Here is a 15,406-nt window from a genome sequence, read left to right on the forward strand (position 1 = left end):
ATCATTCAACTTTAATATCGTCCCATAATCTTTACCTTATGCATCACCTATGACAGCCTTTGATCCGGACCTGGTTATCCGGAAACTGACCTCGCGGCTGAAGATGCGCCACCTGGTGCTGCTGCTGCAGATCGAGCAGCACGGCTCGCTGACCCGGGTGGCCGAGCACATGGCCACCAGCCAGCCAGCCGTGACCAATGCCCTGGCCGAACTGGAAAGCATGTTCGACGTGCCCCTGTTCGAACGCTCGGTGCGCGGCATGACGCCCACGCCGCTGGGCGCGGTGGTGCTGGCCCGCGCCCGCGCCCTGGTCCACGACCTGGGGCATCTGGTCCAGGAAATGGAGGCCGTGGCGGCCGGCCACGCCGCCCATCTGCACATCGGCGTCATCCCCTTCGTGTCCGGCCAGATGCTGTCGTCCGCCATCAGCCGCACCCTGCCCCAAGGCCGCCGCATCACCGCCACCATCCACGAAGGCCAGGGGCCGGCGCTGCTGCGCCAGCTGCGCGACCATACGCTGGACATGGTGGTGGGCTGGGCCACTCCCTCGGTGGACATGGACAACCTGGGCTTCGAGGTGCTGTACCACCAGCAGCCGCGCCTGATCGCCAGCCGCAGATTGGCGGCCCGCCTGGGCCGCTCGCGGCTGGAATGGAACCGGCTGGCCGACCTGGACTGGATCCTGGGCACGCCGGACAGCCCGATCCGCGAACAGGTGTCCGAGATCTTCCTGCGCGCCGGGCTGGCGCCCCCGACGCCGTCGGTGCAAAGCGATTCGTCCAAGCTGATCGGCGAAATGATCGTGGCCAGCGACCGCGCCGTCGCCATCCTGCCCGCAGACATCGCCGACGAGCTGGTGCGCATCGCCGGCGCCGCCATCGTGCCGTATTCCTTCGACTGGACCCTGCCGCCGATCGCGCTGTTCACGCGCGCCGAGGGCCTGCGCCGCAACGTCGACGCGCTGTTCGCCGCCGCGCTGCGCGAGGCCTACACCAAGGGCGCGCGCCTGCCCGCCTGATCCGCGCGGCAGGAAAATTGCCAACAAATGCAAATACGCTCGCGCCGCGGCGGCGCGCCCTCCTATACTTCCCGCGCCAAGCAACAAGCAGGAGGGCACGCAGTTTGTTCACACTTCCGCCTATCAACCCGGGCCGCGGCGCAATCGCCCTCCTCACCCTCGCCGCGCTTGCCGGATTGTCCGGCTGCAATTCGCTGCTGAACGAAGGCACGGGCGCCGCGGCCGGTATCGCCGGCACCGCCATCGCCAACAAGGTCACTGACAACGCCACCGTCGCCACCGGCATCGGCCTGGGCGTGCAGGCCGGCGCCAAGGCCGCGCTGGCCTACGCCCAGCGCAAGACGCGCGGCGAAGAACAGGACGCCATCGCCATGGCCGCCGGTCCGCTGGCGGTGGGCAAGGTGGCCAACTGGCAGGTCAAGCACCAGCTGCCCATCGAAAGCGACGCGCAGGGCCAGGTCACGGTCAGCCGGCTGATCGGCGGCGTGAACCTGGAATGCAAGGAAGTGGTCTTCTCCATAGACACGCCGGCCGACAAGGCTGGCGCCGATCCGCAACGCGAGTTCTACGTCACCACCGTGTGCCGCGACGGCGAGCACTGGCGCTGGGCCAGCGCCGAGCCCGCCACGGCCCGCTGGGGCTCGCTGCAGTGAGGCGCGCCGCAAGCCTGCTGGCGCTGGCCGCCTGCCTGGGCCTGGCCGGCTGCCAGAGCTCCTCGATCGGCGGCGCGGCGGGCGCCGTGGTCGGCACCGTCAGCGGCGCAGCCACCGCCAATCCGGTGGCGGGCTACGCCATTGGCGTCACGGTCCAGGCGGCGCTGGATGCCACGGTGAAATACGTGCTGCGCGAGTGGAAGAACGACCAGCAGAACGTCATGGCCAACGCGGCGGGCGCCCTGCCCATCGGCCAGGTGCGCCAGTGGGAAATCCGCCAACCGCTGTCCATAGGCAACGAGCGCGGCGGCATCCAGGTGGTGCGCGACATCGCCACGCCGCTGACCCATTGCCGCGAGGTGCTGTTCACGGTGGAGCAGAAGGACGCACCCGCGCCCGCCTACTCCAGCATGATCTGCCAGCAGCCTGGCGGCCAGTGGAAGTGGGCCGCGGCCGAGCCCGCGGTGGCACGCTGGAACGGGCTGCAATAGCCTGAGCGCCGGGCCGCTGGCCTCTTGATCGCGCCGGGGCGGGCGGGTGATACTGCCTGCAAGCCCCTTGCCCCAGACTCCCCATGAACTCAGGCCAGTTCGTCATGCAGCGCAGCGCCCTCGCCGGCGTGCAGGCCGTGGCCGCGCACAGCCGGCATGCGTTCGCGCGCCACACGCACGAGCAGTTCGGCATCGGCGTCATGCGCCAGGGCGCCCAGGTCTCGCATAGCGGCCGCGGCCAGGTCGAGGCCGGCCCCGGCCACGTCATCACGGTGAACCCCGGCGAAGTGCATGACGGCGCCCCCATCGGCAATGGCGAACGCGCCTGGCAGATGCTGTACCTGGACCCCGAGGTGGTGGCACAGGCCGCAGCCGAACTGGACGCAAGCGGCCTCGGCTACGAATTCGAGCACCCAGCACAGGACCGCCCAGCGCTGGCGCGCGACGTGCTGGCGCTGTATGCCCAGGCCACTGCCGGCGCGGCGCCGCTGGCCTGCGATGCGCTGCTGCTGCGCATCCTGGCGCAGGCGCGCGACCGCGATGCCGAGCGTCTGGCCCGGCCCGCGCGCGCCGCCCCAGACGCCATCCGCCATGCCCGCGCGCTGATCGACGACGACCCGGCGGCCTCGCTGTCGCTGGCCGACCTGGCCGCGGCCAGCGGCCTGAGCCGCTACCAGGTGCTGCGGGCGTTCGCCCGCGACACCGGCCTCACGCCCCACGCCTACCAGGTGCAGCGGCGCTTGCTGCTGGCGCGCAGCCTGATCCGGCAAGGCTCGGCCCTGGCCGATGCCGCGGCCGCGGTCGGCTTTGCCGACCAGAGCCACATGACCCGGCTGTTCGTGCGCGCCTACGGCGTATCGCCGCGCCGCTACGCGCTGGCCGCAAGCTGAGCCCTGCAATTTCGTTCAAGACCCGGCCGCGCCCGGCCGCTTAGCCTGGGCGCCTCTCTCTGAACAGGCGTGGGTCGGGTAATGAACAATCGGATGCAGGGCTATTGCTATCTGGCGGCCGCCATGGCGCTGGTGGGCAGCACGGTAGCCGCCAGCAAGATCATCGGCACGGGCTTGCCGCCCTTCACCGCGACGGCCTTGCGCTTCGCCATCGCACTGCCCTGCTTCGCCCTGCTGATGGCGTTGACCGGCGCGCGCCTGCCGCGGCTGGCGCCGCGCGACTGGCTGCTGCTGGCCGTCCAGGCCATCGCCGGCAGCGTCGGCTACACCGCGCTGCTGATCGCCGGGCTGCAGCGTGCGTCGGCGGTGGACGGCGGCATCATCCTGGGCACCTTGCCGCTGGTCTCGGCTGCCATCGCCATCCTGCTGCTGGGCGAACGCCCGGGCAAGGCCACGCTGGCCGCCATCGTCGCCGCGGCCTTCGGCGTCTGGCTGATGATGCGCCATTCGGCCGGTCAAGGCGGCGCGCGCTCGCTGGCGGGCAACGCGCTGATCCTGGGCGCGGTGCTGTGCGAAGGATTATTCATCCTGTTGAACAAGCGGCTGCGCCAGCCGGTGGCGCCGCTGGCGCTATCGACGCTCATGACGGGCTTTGGCCTGGCATTCTCGACCGTGGCATGCGTGGCGGAAGCGCCGTGGGATCTGAACTTGCCCGCTTCGGCGGTGGCCGCGGTGGCCTACTACGCGCTGGTGCCCACCGTGGGCGGCTTCCTGCTCTGGTATGCGGGCGCGGCCCGCGTCAACGGCGCCGAAGCCGCCTTGTTCACCGCGCTGGCGCCGGTATCGGCGGTAGCGCTGGCCGCCGGACTGCTGGGCGAATCCTTGGCTCCCGCGCAGCTGGCCGGCATGGCTTGCGTGCTGGGCGCGGTGCTGGCGCTGGGCGGGTCCGGGCTGCGCTCGCGCGGCCAGCGGCTACCCGCCGGACCCGCAGCCGCTGCCGACGACGCCCCCAGCGGCCCTAGCCGCGGCTGAAGGCCAGCGCAAACTCGTCGGAAAAAATATCGGCCAGCGAGCGCCGCAACGCGGCGGCGCGTTCGGCCCCGTAGGCCGCCTCGAAGCGGCGCTGCGCGTCTTTCCACAGACGCTTGGACTCCGCCAGCTTGGCGCGTCCCGCGTCTGTCAACGCCACGCGGCGGCTGCGCCCGTCCAGCGGGTCGCGCGACATCTGCACGTAGCCGTCGCGCTCCAGCGGCTTGAGATTGTGCGCCAGCGCCGAGCGGTCCAGCACCATGTTGCGCGCCAGGTCGGTCATCGACGGCGTGCCCGCGCGCGCGATATGCACCAGGATGGAATGCTGCGACACCTTCAGGCCGCAGGGAGCCAGCACCGTGTCGTACAGCTGCGAAACGCGCCGGGTCGCCTTGCGCAGCGCCGCGCCGTTGCAGATGAGCGGATCGGGTGCAACGGAAGCGGCGGAAACGGAAGGCTGTTCGTCGGGCATGGCAGGCGCAAGAAGTGGAGGACGGCAAGGACTCAACGCTACCGCCGGCGTGGAATCGAGTCTAGCGCAATCTTGACTTTTATTGGCATATGCACGTAAATATTCGAACGCCACCCAAGGGTTCCTTCCCATGTCCGCGCCACCGCCGCCCCGTCCCGCCAATGCGCGCCTTCAGACCATGCTGCATGCGCCCATCGCCCCCACGCTGGCGCGCCTGGCGTGGCCGAACATCCTGATGATGCTGGCGCAGTCCTCCACCGGATTGATCGAGACCTGGTTCCTGGCGCGCTTGGGCACGCCGGTGCTGGCGGGCGTGGCATTGGTGGTGCCGGTGCTGATGCTGATGCAGAACATGTCGCAAGGCGCGATGGGCGGCGGCATCTCGGCCGCGGTCGCAAGATCGCTGGGCGGCGGCCGGCAGCGCGAGGCGGACCAGTTGGTGCTGCACGCCGTGGTGCTCAACGGCCTGCTGGGCCTGGCGTTTTGCGCACTGCTGCTGCTTGGCGGCCCGTGGCTTTACCGCGCGCTGGGCGCCGAGGGAGAGGCGCTAGAGGCCGCCCTGGCCTATTCCGACGTCATCTTCGGCGGCATCGTCCTGATGTGGCTGATGAACGCGTTCGCCAGCGCCATCCGCGGCACGGGCAACATGCTGGTGCCTGGCGCCGTGATCTGCGGCGGCGCCCTGCTGCTGATCCCGCTGTCTCCGTGCCTGATCTTCGGCTGGGGGCCTTTTCCCGCGCTGGGCGTGGCCGGCGGCGGCTGGGCGCTGGTGATCTACTACGCCCTGGGCGCGCTGATCCTGGGCCTGTACTGCGCCAGCGGACGCAACGCGGCGCGGCTGGTGCCCAGCCGCCTCTATCCGGGCCTGATGCGCAATATCCTCAGCGTGGGCGCCCTGGCCACCATCAATCCCCTCCTGACCAACGCCCTGGTGGCGCTGACGGCGGCCCTGGTCGGCGCCTATGCCGGCACCGCAGCGGTCGCCGGCTATGGCATCGCCGTGCGCCTGGAGTACCTGCTAATGCCCATCGCCTTCGGCTTGGGCGCGCCCATGGTGGCAATGGTGGGGTCCAACATCGGCGCGGGCCAGCCCGAACGCGCGCTGCGCATCGCCCTGACCGGCGGCGCGATGGCCTTTGTGCTGGCGGAGGCCATCGGACTGGCGGCGGCGTTCTTCCCCGAGGCCTGGCTGCGCCTGTTCGGCGCGCAGGACCATATGCTGGAAGCCGGCGCCAGCTATCTGCGCACCGTCGGCCCGGTCTACGGCTTCTTCGCCCTGGGTTTCTCGATGTACTTCGCTTCGCAGGGCGCCGGCCGCCTGAAATGGCCGCTGATCGCGGGATTCCTGCGTCTGCTGCTCGGCATCGGCGCCGGCGCCATTGTCTTGCGCCTGACGGGATCGCTGAGCCTGTTCTTCGCCATCGCGGCGCTGGCGATGTGCGTCTATGGCCTGGTCATCCTGGGCGCCGTCGCGTCGGGTTCCTGGTTCGACCGCCCGGTCCAGGGCTGGCGCCGGCTGTTCGCGCGCTCCTAGCGGTCCGGGCGCGCAGGCGCGTCGCGCAGCGCGTATTCCACCAGCGCTGCCGCGTAGGCCGGCAGCGTGTCGCGCACGCATAGCACCAGGTCGCGCGCGGCCCAATCGTCGGCCAACGCCACGCGCCGCACACCCGCGGCCCGGCCATAACGCGCCGCCGCCACGCGCGGCACGATGGCAATGCCCACGCCCTGCCCCACCATCCGGCACACGGCATCGAAACTGCGCAGCCGCACGCGGTACGACAAGGCCTTGCCGCCACGCCGCGCGTGATGGGCGATGTGTTCCTGCAAGGCGCTGCCCTCGACCAGCCCGACGAATTCCTGGTCGGCCACGTCGGCCAGCAGCACCGACTGGCGGCCGGCCAGCGCGTGGTCCGGCGGCACGATCAGCGTCAGGGGATCATGCCGGAAGGTCTGCGTATGCAGGCCGTGCAGATCGGCCGAATCGGCCAGCACGCCGATGTCGCAGGCGCCTGCCCGCAACGCGTCGGCGATCTCGTGGCTCAAGCGTTCTTCCAGGTCCACCGAGACGCGGGGATGGTCCTTGAGAAATGCGCCCAGCACCGGCGGCAGGTATTCGCTCAGGGCCGTGGTGTTGCACAGCACGCGCACCAACCCTTTCAGCCCCAGGCCGTAATGGTCCAGCTCGCCGCGCATGCGATCCATCTGCGCCAGCACCACGCGCGCATGGTGCGCCAGCGTGCGGCCCGCCGGCGTGGGCTCGACCCCGCGCGGCTCGCGCAGCAGCAGCGGCACGCCCAGCGTATCCTCCATGCCGCGGATGCGTTCGCTGGCCGATGCCAGCGTCATGTGGGAGCGCTTGGCCCCCGCGGTGATGGAGCCGGTTTCCTGTACGTTGAGGAACAGCCGCAGATCGGTGAGATCGAATCGCATGCAAAAAGCGTAGCACGGCAAGCCTCAGGCTGTGCCATAGGACAACTACGCGAGATCCCGATACAAGATCCAAGGCGCTGCGGATGACAATGAACTCCCGCCCTTCCAATCCAGGGAAATCCCATGAAAACCATCATATCGCGGCGCCCCCGGGTCCATTGGCCCGCTCTTGCCCTGCTGGCCCTGAGCCTGCAAGGCTCAGGTTTGGCCGTAGCCGCCAGCCTGGACCCTCACACCACGCCAGCGCAGAAATACGCGCTGGCGCTGGAAGCCCAGACCCAGGGCGACTATGCCGCCATGACGCAGTGGCTGCGCGCGGCCGCCAGTGACGGCCACGCGCCCGCGCAGCGCATGCTGGGCATCGCCCTGCTGGGCGGCCCGACGCTCTACGGTGAGTCCCTGCGCGCCGACCTGTGCGAGGGACGGCGGTGGCTGCTGCGCGCCGCCCGCCAGGACGGCAAGGGCGCGGACGACGTCGCCTACGCCCTGTTCGGCCGTCCGCGCGACGGCCTCACCGTCCGCTGCGAGCCCGCATGAACCTCCTGGACCTGTTTCCCGGCGGCACGCCCGTGCTGCTTGCCATCACCGTATCGGTGTTCATCCTGGCCGGCGTGGTCAAGGGCGTCGTGGGGCTGGGACTGCCCACCATCTCCATGGCCATGCTGGCGCTGGTCATGGCTCCCGCCCAGGCCGCGGCATTGCTGATCGTGCCGTCCCTCATCACCAACCTCTGGCAGGCCCGGCCTTGGGTCACGCTGCCCCAGGTGCTGCGCCGCATTGGCGCGATGCAGGCCGGCGTCTGCGCGGGCACGATAGGCGGCGCGTTGTGGCTGGGTCCGCCTTCGGGACACTGGGCCAGCGTGTGCCTGGGGCTGGCCCTGGTGGCCTATGCCGCCTGGGGCCTGTTCGGCTCGCCGCCCAGGGCGCCGCAGCGCCATCAAGGGCTGGTGGGCGTATCGGTCGGCGCCATTACCGGGGTCATCACCGCGGCGACCGGCGTGTTCGTCATCCCCGCGGTGCCTTATCTGCAAGCCCTGAACCTGGGCAAGGACGGCTTGATCCAGGCCATGGGCATCTCGTTCACGGTGTCCACCGTGGCGTTGGCGATCGGCCTGGGCGTCACCGGCGGCTACACGCCCGAAGCCGCCGGCGCGTCCCTGCTGATGTTGCTGCCGGCGCTGGCCGGCATGGCGCTGGGCACATGGCTGCGCGGCAGGATGTCGGCGCAGGCCTTCAAGCGCTGCTTCATGGTGAGCCTGGCGCTGTTGGGCGCCTACCAGGCGGTGCAGGGCTGGACGGCCTGAGCCCGGCTCTCAGCCGGAGCGTCAGGCGGCCATCCGCCTTTCGTCCACGAAGCCGATGGACACGGACATCTCGCGCCAGCGCGCCAGTTCCTGCTGCACCGACTGGATCTTGGCGCGCGCCTGGTCGAAGGCGTCGCGCCCCAGGAACAGGTGCAGGGGCGCATATTGCGCCTGCGCCGCATTGATCAGCGTGCGCGCCATCTTGGCCGGATCGCCGTCCGCGTCGCGCGCCTGCGCATCGCGCGCCGCGAGTTCGGGCGCTTGCTCGCCGTCCGCCGTGCGCAGCGCGCCCGGGTAGACCAGCGACACCCGGATGCCGAACGGCGCCGCCTCGGCGGCCAGGGCTTCGGTCAGGCCGCTGACGGCGAACTTGGCGGCGCTATAGGCGCCCCAATCGGCCCTGCCACCATCGAAGCCCAGGATCGACGAGATGTTGAAGACGTGCCCGCTGCGCTGCGCGCGCATGCGCGGCAGGACCGCGCGGATCACGTTCAGCGTGGCAAACACATTGATGTCGAAGGTGCCTCTCAGGTCCTCGTCCGGCAGGCTATCCAGCGCGCCGCGCAGGCCATGGCCCGCGTTGTTCACCACCACGTCCAGGCCGCCGAAGGCGGCCACCGTGGCATCCACCGCGCGCTGCACCTTGCGCTCGTCGGCCAGGTCCACCGTCAGGGGCAGGAACTGCCCCTCCAGCTTGGCGCCCACCGCGTCCAGCAGCGCATCGCCGTCCTGCGAGGTCGCCGCAACCTTGTGGCCCAAGTCCAGCAGCATCTTCACCAGGACCAGGCCCAGCCCCGCGGATGCGTCCGTCACCAACCAGATTTTTTCGGTATTCATGCGATTCCCTTCCCTTGCGTGCGCTGCCGGCAATGCGCCCGGCAGCGTGGCAGAGCCAGCGCATCCGCAATGGACACGCCGTCTCGACCCTGGTAGAGATGGTAAGAATCGCGAGCCTGCGCGTACAGGCTCGTTCTTGCGTGAATCCTGCCTATTCCTGCAACGGTGTGTTCCGCTGGCGCTCAGCCCAGCGCGCTGCGGTAATGCTCGCTGTCGAATGCGGGCGCGCTTGCCGCCTGCGGCGCTGCTGACGGTTCCTGCGCCGCGCCAGGCGTCTCGACGCCGAAGAGAGAGAGTTCCGCGTTGACCAATGCCAGTATGAAATTTGCCATGATGACTCCTAGGATTTCGCGTCCGGACCGGCGCGGGCCGCGCAGGTCTTATAGAGGACATGGGTGTCATGGTGCGGGCCTGGCCGCGCGCCGTCCATTTGCTTTGTTCAATGGCGCCGATTGACGGCATGCAAGCCTGGAAGCGCCCGCAGCTGGAATGACGGATAATTCGGGTGTTTCCTGCGGCGCCGCGGGGAACGGCACAGTTTTTCCGGGCCACGTGCCCGCCCGCATTCGGAGTCAGTCATGCATCGCGGTATCGAGGCGATCGAAAAATTCATGGAATCCGTCGGCCTGGCCTGGCGCCCCGGCTCGACCGAGCGCGCCGAACTCAAAGTCAGCTACCGCATCGGCAATACCCGCCCGCTGGGCATAGACCGCACGCTGGTCGAGTTCCACTGCGATCCCAAGCGCGCCAAGGTCTGGGTGCCGGAATTCTCGCGCACCAGCTTTCACCAGTGGTTCGAGGTTCCGTACCAGGAATTCGAATTCACCCCCGGCGGCTCGATGCTGAAGATCAAGGCCCCGGCGCGCGGCAATGCCCCGCCTTACAGCGTGGGCATCAAGCCCCTGGGCTAAAGCCCTGCCGCTGCCGCCCGCGGCGGCAGCGTCCGCTACAGCTGCTTGTACATGATGGTGGTGCCGTCCAGCTTGGCGGCATCATGCGGATCGCGGCTGAATCCCGGTATCACTCCCACGGTCTGATAGCCCTGCGACGCGTACAGCGGCTCGGCGCTATCGCCCGTGCGCGTGTCCAGCGTGATCAGGCTGCGTCCCTGGCGCCGCGCCATGGCTTCCGCTTCGGCCAGCAAGGCGCGGGCCAGGCCGCGGCGGCGGAAGTCCGGATGCACCAGCAGCTTGCGCACCTCGGCGCGGTGCGGCTGATTGGGCGGCGTGTCCCAATCCAGCTGCACCGATCCCGCGACGCGTCCGTCCTGCCGCGCCACCCACAGCGCCGACTTGCCGCCGGCGACCGCCGGCAGCACCTTGGCCCGCCAGAACGCCTGCGCGTCGTCCGACGAATACGGCAGCACGAAGCTGACGCTGGCGCCGCCCTGCACGCAGGCGCGCAGCAGTTCGCCCAGCTCGGGCACGAGAGCGTCGGCGGCATCCGCTGACAGCAGGATCAATTCAGGATTCGGATGGGACATGGCAGGCTCAGACGATGAAGAGCAGATAACGGGCGCCGCAATGCGGCGGGGTTGAAAATTCGCTCGCGCCGAATAGCTGGTAGCGCAGGCAGTCGCCCTGGGAAAGGCGGTGCGCCTGCCCATCGACGGTGATGGCCAGCTCGCCGTCCAGCATCAGCAGGTGGTGTTCAAGCCCTGGCCGGGGCGACCGCTCGTAGGCGATGCGCGTACCAGGCTCCAGCTCGCACGCCAGCACCTCGCCCGCCAATTGCTGCGCGGGCGGGGACACCGAGCGGCGGCGGAATCCCGCGCTGCCGTCCACCCACACGGCCTGCGCCTGCTGCGGCACCAGCGGCACGAAGTCATCCTCGACCATCAGCATCAGGCGCGACATGGTCAGGCCATAGGCCGCGCACAACTTGCCCAGCGCGCTGGCGGTCGGGCTGACTTCGGCGTTTTCCAGGCGGGACAGGGTGGCGCGGCTGAGACCGGCGCGGGCGGCCAGCTCGTCCAGCGACCAGTTGCGCTCCTGGCGCAACGCCTTGAGCCGGGCGGCGATGCGGCCGTCCAGATCGGCCTCGGCGCTAATGTTGTTTTCCATATAAGAGAATTTCTCTCAAATACGGAAAACCGTCAAGCTTCCCAGAGAAAGGTGGCTGCCAGAACCGGCCCGCGCCGCGATTTCGGCACAATACGGGTCATGTACCTGGCCAAACCCTTGATGATGACTGCCCTTTGCCTGAGCCTGCTGAGCGGCTGCGGCTTGCCGCCGCTGGATAACCGCAGCGAATCCCATGCGCTGACGCCGGAAGCATCGCAGGACACCCCGCTGGGCCGGGCCATCGCGCCGCTTGCTGCCCAGCACCCGGGCAAGTCCGGCATCCACCCGCTGCCCGACGCCTATGACGCCTTCGCCGCCCGCATGCTGCTGGCGCGCGCCGCCGAACGCAGCCTGGATGTGCAGTACTACATCTGGCACAAGGACATGACGGGCACCATGCTGCTGGAGGCCCTGCACGAAGCCGCCGACCGCGGCGTGCGGGTGCGGCTGCTGCTGGACGACAACGGCACCTCGGGGTTGGACGAGGAGCTGTCCGCCCTGGACGCGCATCCCAACATCGAAGTGCGGCTGTACAACCCCTTCGTGCTGCGCTGGCCCAAGCCCCTGGGCTACCTGACGGACTTCAGCCGCCTGAACCGCCGCATGCACAACAAGTCCTTCACCGCCGACAACCAGGCCACCATCATCGGCGGGCGCAACGTCGGCGACGAGTACTTCGGCGCGGCCAGCGGCGTGCTCTTCACCGACCTGGACGTGCTGGCCATCGGCGCCGCGGTCAATGACGTGTCGACGGATTTCGACCGCTACTGGGCCAGCGACTCGGCCTACCCGGTCGACCGGCTGCTTAAGAAAACCGACCCCGGCGAACTGGACGAACTGGAACAGGCCGCCGCCCGGGTCGAGCGCTCTCCCGAAGCCGCCGCCTATGCCGACGCCATGCGCAAGCTGCCCTTCATCCAGCAGCTGCTGCGCGGCGAGCTGACGCTGGAATGGGCCGACACGCGCATGGTCAGCGACGATCCGCGCAAGACGCTGGGCACCGCGCCGCCCGAGGCAATGCTGCCGCATCAGCTGCATGAAATCATCGGCACCCCCACCACCGATCTCGAACTGGTGTCGCCCTATTTCGTGCCTACCGCCGTCGGCACCGAGTCCTTCGGACAAATGGCGCGCAGCGGCGTCAAGGTCAAGGTCCTCACCAATGCGCTCGAAGCCACGGACGTCGCCGTGGTGCATTCCGGCTACGCCAAGCGCCGCAAGGATCTGCTGGCCAGCGGCGTGGAACTTTACGAAATGAAGCGCATGGGCGCCGAAGTCGAGCGCAACAAGAGCATGGGCCCCTTCGGCAGCTCGGGCTCGAGCCTGCACGCCAAGACCTTCGCCGTCGACGGCAGGCGCATCTTCGTCGGCTCCTTCAACTTCGACCCGCGCTCGGCCAAGCTCAACACCGAGCTGGGCTTCGTCATAGACAGCCCCACGCTGGCGCGCCACATCGCCGACGCCTTCGACAAGGACATCCCCAAAGCCGCCTACCGCGTCTGCCTGGACGACAAGGGCCAGCTCTATTGGCTGGAACAGCGCAACGGCGACACCATCCGCCACGACACGGAGCCCGGCACGACCGTGTGGCAACGCCTGTCGGTCTGGTTCGTGTCGCTGCTGCCGCTGGAACCGCTGCTGTAGGCCGGCATGGCTACCAACCTGGACCTGTTTGGGGAGGACGGCGACGACGGCGCCGCGCAAGGCGGACGCGTCGCGCTCGGCCCGCAATCCGTGGTGCTGCGCGGTTTTGCCCTGCCGTTGGTGGACGCGCTCCTCGCGGGAGTCGATGCCGTGACCGCGCAGGCGCCCTTCCGGCACATGGAAACCCCCGGCGGCTACACCATGTCGGTGGCGCTGACCAATTGCGGACAGCTGGGCTGGACCAGCGATGCGCGCGGCTACCGCTATGCGCGCATCGATCCGCTCTCCGGCCAGCCCTGGCCCGCCATGCCCCAGGCCTTCATGCAGCTGGCGCAGGCCGCCGCGGCCGAAGCCGGCTTTCCCGGCTTCGAGCCAGACGCCTGCCTGGTCAACCGCTACGAGCCAGGCTCGCGGCTGTCGCTGCACCAGGACAGGAACGAACGCGACTACGGCGCGCCCATCGTCTCCGTATCGCTGGGCATGCCCGCCATGTTTCTCTTCGGCGGCGACCAGCGCGCGGACAAGGCCAGCCGCACGCCGCTGTTCCATGGCGACGTGGTCGTGTGGGGCGGGGTCGACCGGCTGCGCTACCACGGCATCATGCCCATCAAGGACCTGCCGCATCCGCGGCTGGGCAGCCAGCGCATCAACTTCACCATCCGCCGCGCCGGCTGAGCGCGGCATGAGGGTTCCCCGCGTCTGGCCGGGCGCAAGCGGCGGCTCTACTATTGCGCACCCCTCATGCTCCGCCTACCGGATTCCCATGCGCACACGCACCGCCCTGGCTTTGCTCTGCACCCTCGTATCGGCGCCTTCCTGGTCGGGTGAAGCGCCCACCCTGATCGAAAATTCGCTGGGCATGACCTTTGTCCGCGTGCCGGCCGGCAGCTTCCAGATGGGCAGCGACGAGACGCCCGAGGCGCTGGCGCGCGACTATCCGCTTTACCCGCCGGACCGCTACGCCCAGCTGTTCGATGAAGCGCCGGTGCATACGGTGCGCATCACCCGTCCGTTCTACCTGGAACGCACGGAAGTCACCGTGGGCCAGTTCCGCCGCTTCATCGAGGCGTCCGGCTACGTGCCGGAGTCGGAGGCCGACGGCACCGGCGGCTATGGCTACAACCCGCAGTACGACCCCGACAAATCCGAGCGCGGCGACGCTTTCGAAGGCCGCGACCGCCGCTATTCCTGGCGCAATCCAGGCTTCGCGCAAGGCGATGACCATCCCGTGGTCAACATCAGCTGGAACGACGCCACGGCGCTGGCCCGCTGGCTGACCCAGACCGAAGGCAAGGTCTACCGCCTGCCCACCGAAGCCGAATGGGAATACGCCTGCCGCGCCGGCGCGCGCACCCGCTACCAGAACGGCGACGATCCCGCCGCCATGCCCGACGTCGGCAACGGCTTCGACGCCGACGCCGCGCCGCTCTGGCCCAAATGGCAGGCGCATGCCTCCGCCCGCGCCGACGGCAACGCCTTCACCGCCCCGGTCGCCAGCTATGCGCCCAATGCCTTCGGCCTGTACGACATGCACGGCAACGCCTGGGAATGGGTCTCGGACTGGTATGGCGAGGACTACTACGCGCATTCACCCGTGGACGACCCGCAAGGCCCCGCCAGCGGCAACGTGCGCGTACGGCGCGGCGGCTCCTGGCATACCTGGGCGTTGTACACGCGCGCCTCCTACCGCAACTGGAACACGCAGGAAACGCGCTATCCTCTGGTGGGATTGAGGCTGCTGCGGGAGGCGGATTGAAACAAGACTGGATATTGCGAGCCGCGCCCTCGGGCCAGCTGGAGCGCATCGAAGCCTATTTCGGCGGTCCAGGCTACGGCATGCACCGCCACGACACCTACGCCATCGGCCGCACGCTGTCAGGCGTGCAGAGCTTCCACTACCGCCGCGGGCTGCGGCACAGCCTGCCCGGCGGCACCATCGTGCTGCATCCCGACGAAGTCCACGACGGCCAGGCCGGCACCGAAGCCGGTTTCCACTACCGCATGATCTACGTCGAGCCGGCGCTCATCCAGCAGATCCTGGGCGGACGGCCGCTGCCATTCATCCCGGGCGGCATCTCCGCCGATCCACGCCTGTACGCCGCCAGCGCCAGCCTGCTGCAGGACACGCATGATCCGATCGACCCGCTGCAGGAAGACGACGCGCTGTACGAGCTGAGCCATGCCCTGTGCGCCGCGGCTGGCGGCAAGCCCGGCCGCCGCAGCGCCGACTACGCCGCGGCCGAGCGCGCCCGCCAATACATCCACGCCTCGCTCGAACGGTCCATCACCCTGGAACAGCTGTCAGCGGCCGCGGGCAGGGACCGCTGGAGCCTGTCGCGCGACTTCCGCGCGCTGTTCGGCACCAGCCCCTACCGCTACGTAATGCTGCGCCGCCTGGACCAGGCCCGGCGCCTGATCGCCGCGGGCATGCCGCTGGCGCAAGCGGCCGCCGCGTCGGGCTTCACCGACCAGAGCCACCTGACGCGCCGCCACGTCCAGACCTACGGCATGGCGCCCGACCGCTGGCGGCGCATGCTGCGCCGCTGAACGCGGATTCGCGCAAAGCTGCTCGATC

At 69.3% G+C, this 15,406-nt stretch carries 19 protein-coding genes; 13 read left to right on the forward strand and 6 right to left on the reverse strand.

The window, feature by feature from the left end; genetic code table 11:
* Positions 1-49 precede the first annotated feature (49 nt).
* The 5 genes from HV793_RS01095 to HV793_RS01115 all read left to right on the forward strand — a co-directional run bounded on the left by HV793_RS01095 (position 50) and on the right by HV793_RS01115 (position 4,084).
* On the forward strand, positions 50-1,018 hold the full coding sequence (locus HV793_RS01095) for a LysR substrate-binding domain-containing protein (protein WP_054451666.1): 969 nt from the start codon (positions 50-52) through the stop codon (positions 1,016-1,018).
* A gap of 104 nt (positions 1,019-1,122) precedes the next feature.
* The gene (locus tag HV793_RS01100; RefSeq protein ID WP_119451073.1) at positions 1,123-1,671 is read left to right on the forward strand and encodes a hypothetical protein; all 549 of its coding nucleotides are present in this window, start codon (positions 1,123-1,125) and stop codon (positions 1,669-1,671) included.
* On the forward strand, positions 1,668-2,162 hold the full coding sequence (locus tag HV793_RS01105; protein WP_175212501.1) for a hypothetical protein: 495 nt from the start codon (positions 1,668-1,670) through the stop codon (positions 2,160-2,162). Before HV793_RS01100 ends, HV793_RS01105 begins: the two co-directional genes overlap by 4 nt.
* Before the next feature lie 83 nt (positions 2,163-2,245).
* Positions 2,246-3,052: an AraC family transcriptional regulator gene (locus tag HV793_RS01110; protein ID WP_054451668.1), complete on the forward strand. Its 807-nt coding sequence runs from the start codon at positions 2,246-2,248 to the stop codon at positions 3,050-3,052.
* A gap of 81 nt (positions 3,053-3,133) precedes the next feature.
* Positions 3,134-4,084 carry a DMT family transporter gene (locus HV793_RS01115; RefSeq protein WP_175212502.1) on the forward strand — a complete coding sequence of 317 codons (951 nt, stop codon included), beginning with the start codon at positions 3,134-3,136 and terminating at the stop codon, positions 4,082-4,084.
* Here HV793_RS01115 and HV793_RS01120 read toward each other — a convergent pair.
* Positions 4,071-4,553, reverse strand: coding sequence for a MarR family winged helix-turn-helix transcriptional regulator (locus HV793_RS01120; RefSeq protein ID WP_054451670.1), 483 nt, complete (start codon positions 4,551-4,553; stop codon positions 4,071-4,073). The genes HV793_RS01115 and HV793_RS01120 overlap by 14 nt on opposite strands.
* Before the next feature lie 130 nt (positions 4,554-4,683).
* Here HV793_RS01120 and HV793_RS01125 point away from each other — a divergent pair, with 130 nt between their 5' ends.
* Positions 4,684-6,087 carry an MATE family efflux transporter gene (locus tag HV793_RS01125; protein ID WP_175212503.1) on the forward strand — a complete coding sequence of 468 codons (1,404 nt, stop codon included), beginning with the start codon at positions 4,684-4,686 and terminating at the stop codon, positions 6,085-6,087.
* On the opposite strand, the gene HV793_RS01130 is transcribed toward HV793_RS01125, so the two are convergent.
* Entirely contained in the window at positions 6,084-6,983 is a 900-nt protein-coding gene (locus HV793_RS01130) for a LysR family transcriptional regulator (RefSeq protein ID WP_054451672.1), read from the reverse strand. The two genes, HV793_RS01125 and HV793_RS01130, sit on opposite strands and share 4 nt — an antisense overlap.
* Before the next feature lie 123 nt (positions 6,984-7,106).
* On the opposite strand from HV793_RS01130, the gene HV793_RS01135 reads away from it, so the two are divergent.
* Together HV793_RS01135 and HV793_RS01140 are read left to right on the forward strand one after the other, a co-directional pair.
* The gene (locus tag HV793_RS01135; protein ID WP_054451673.1) at positions 7,107-7,520 is read left to right on the forward strand and encodes an SEL1-like repeat protein; all 414 of its coding nucleotides are present in this window, start codon (positions 7,107-7,109) and stop codon (positions 7,518-7,520) included.
* Positions 7,517-8,287 carry a sulfite exporter TauE/SafE family protein gene (locus tag HV793_RS01140; RefSeq protein ID WP_119451079.1) on the forward strand — a complete coding sequence of 257 codons (771 nt, stop codon included), beginning with the start codon at positions 7,517-7,519 and terminating at the stop codon, positions 8,285-8,287. Before HV793_RS01135 ends, HV793_RS01140 begins: the two co-directional genes overlap by 4 nt.
* 21 nt (positions 8,288-8,308) lie before the next feature.
* Here HV793_RS01140 and HV793_RS01145 read toward each other — a convergent pair whose 3' ends face one another.
* Positions 8,309-9,124 carry an SDR family NAD(P)-dependent oxidoreductase gene (locus HV793_RS01145; RefSeq protein WP_175212504.1) on the reverse strand — a complete coding sequence of 272 codons (816 nt, stop codon included), beginning with the start codon at positions 9,122-9,124 and terminating at the stop codon, positions 8,309-8,311.
* A gap of 182 nt (positions 9,125-9,306) precedes the next feature.
* Positions 9,307-9,456 carry a hypothetical protein gene (locus HV793_RS01150; RefSeq protein WP_165867857.1) on the reverse strand — a complete coding sequence of 50 codons (150 nt, stop codon included), beginning with the start codon at positions 9,454-9,456 and terminating at the stop codon, positions 9,307-9,309.
* A gap of 246 nt (positions 9,457-9,702) precedes the next feature.
* Between HV793_RS01150 and HV793_RS01155 the strand changes: the two genes are divergently transcribed.
* Positions 9,703-10,035: a hypothetical protein gene (locus HV793_RS01155; RefSeq protein ID WP_054451676.1), complete on the forward strand. Its 333-nt coding sequence runs from the start codon at positions 9,703-9,705 to the stop codon at positions 10,033-10,035.
* A gap of 35 nt (positions 10,036-10,070) precedes the next feature.
* On the opposite strand, the gene HV793_RS01160 is transcribed toward HV793_RS01155, so the two are convergent.
* Both HV793_RS01160 and HV793_RS01165 read right to left on the reverse strand, forming a co-directional pair.
* Positions 10,071-10,607: a GNAT family N-acetyltransferase gene (locus HV793_RS01160; RefSeq protein WP_054451677.1), complete on the reverse strand. Its 537-nt coding sequence runs from the start codon at positions 10,605-10,607 to the stop codon at positions 10,071-10,073.
* Between the two features lie 7 nt (positions 10,608-10,614).
* Positions 10,615-11,187: a helix-turn-helix domain-containing protein gene (locus HV793_RS01165; protein WP_175212505.1), complete on the reverse strand. Its 573-nt coding sequence runs from the start codon at positions 11,185-11,187 to the stop codon at positions 10,615-10,617.
* A gap of 99 nt (positions 11,188-11,286) precedes the next feature.
* Here HV793_RS01165 and HV793_RS01170 point away from each other — a divergent pair, with 99 nt between their 5' ends.
* The 4 genes from HV793_RS01170 to HV793_RS01185 all read left to right on the forward strand — a co-directional run bounded on the left by HV793_RS01170 (position 11,287) and on the right by HV793_RS01185 (position 15,378).
* The gene (locus HV793_RS01170) at positions 11,287-12,831 is read left to right on the forward strand and encodes a phospholipase D family protein (protein ID WP_244958622.1); all 1,545 of its coding nucleotides are present in this window, start codon (positions 11,287-11,289) and stop codon (positions 12,829-12,831) included.
* 6 nt (positions 12,832-12,837) lie between these two features.
* A complete protein-coding gene (alkB, locus tag HV793_RS01175; RefSeq protein WP_054451679.1) occupies positions 12,838-13,506 on the forward strand; it encodes a DNA oxidative demethylase AlkB in 669 nt (222 codons plus the stop codon).
* Between the two features lie 88 nt (positions 13,507-13,594).
* Complete coding sequence (locus HV793_RS01180) at positions 13,595-14,587, forward strand: formylglycine-generating enzyme family protein (protein WP_175212506.1); 993 nt, start codon at positions 13,595-13,597, stop codon at positions 14,585-14,587.
* Positions 14,584-15,378 (forward strand): AraC family transcriptional regulator, encoded by a 795-nt coding sequence (locus HV793_RS01185; protein WP_175212507.1) that lies wholly within the window; start codon positions 14,584-14,586, stop codon positions 15,376-15,378. Before HV793_RS01180 ends, HV793_RS01185 begins: the two co-directional genes overlap by 4 nt.
* Positions 15,379-15,406 lie beyond the last annotated feature (28 nt).

Source organism: Achromobacter aegrifaciens (assembly GCF_902859965.1).
Taxonomy (GTDB): Bacteria; Pseudomonadota; Gammaproteobacteria; order Burkholderiales; family Burkholderiaceae_B; genus Achromobacter; species Achromobacter aegrifaciens.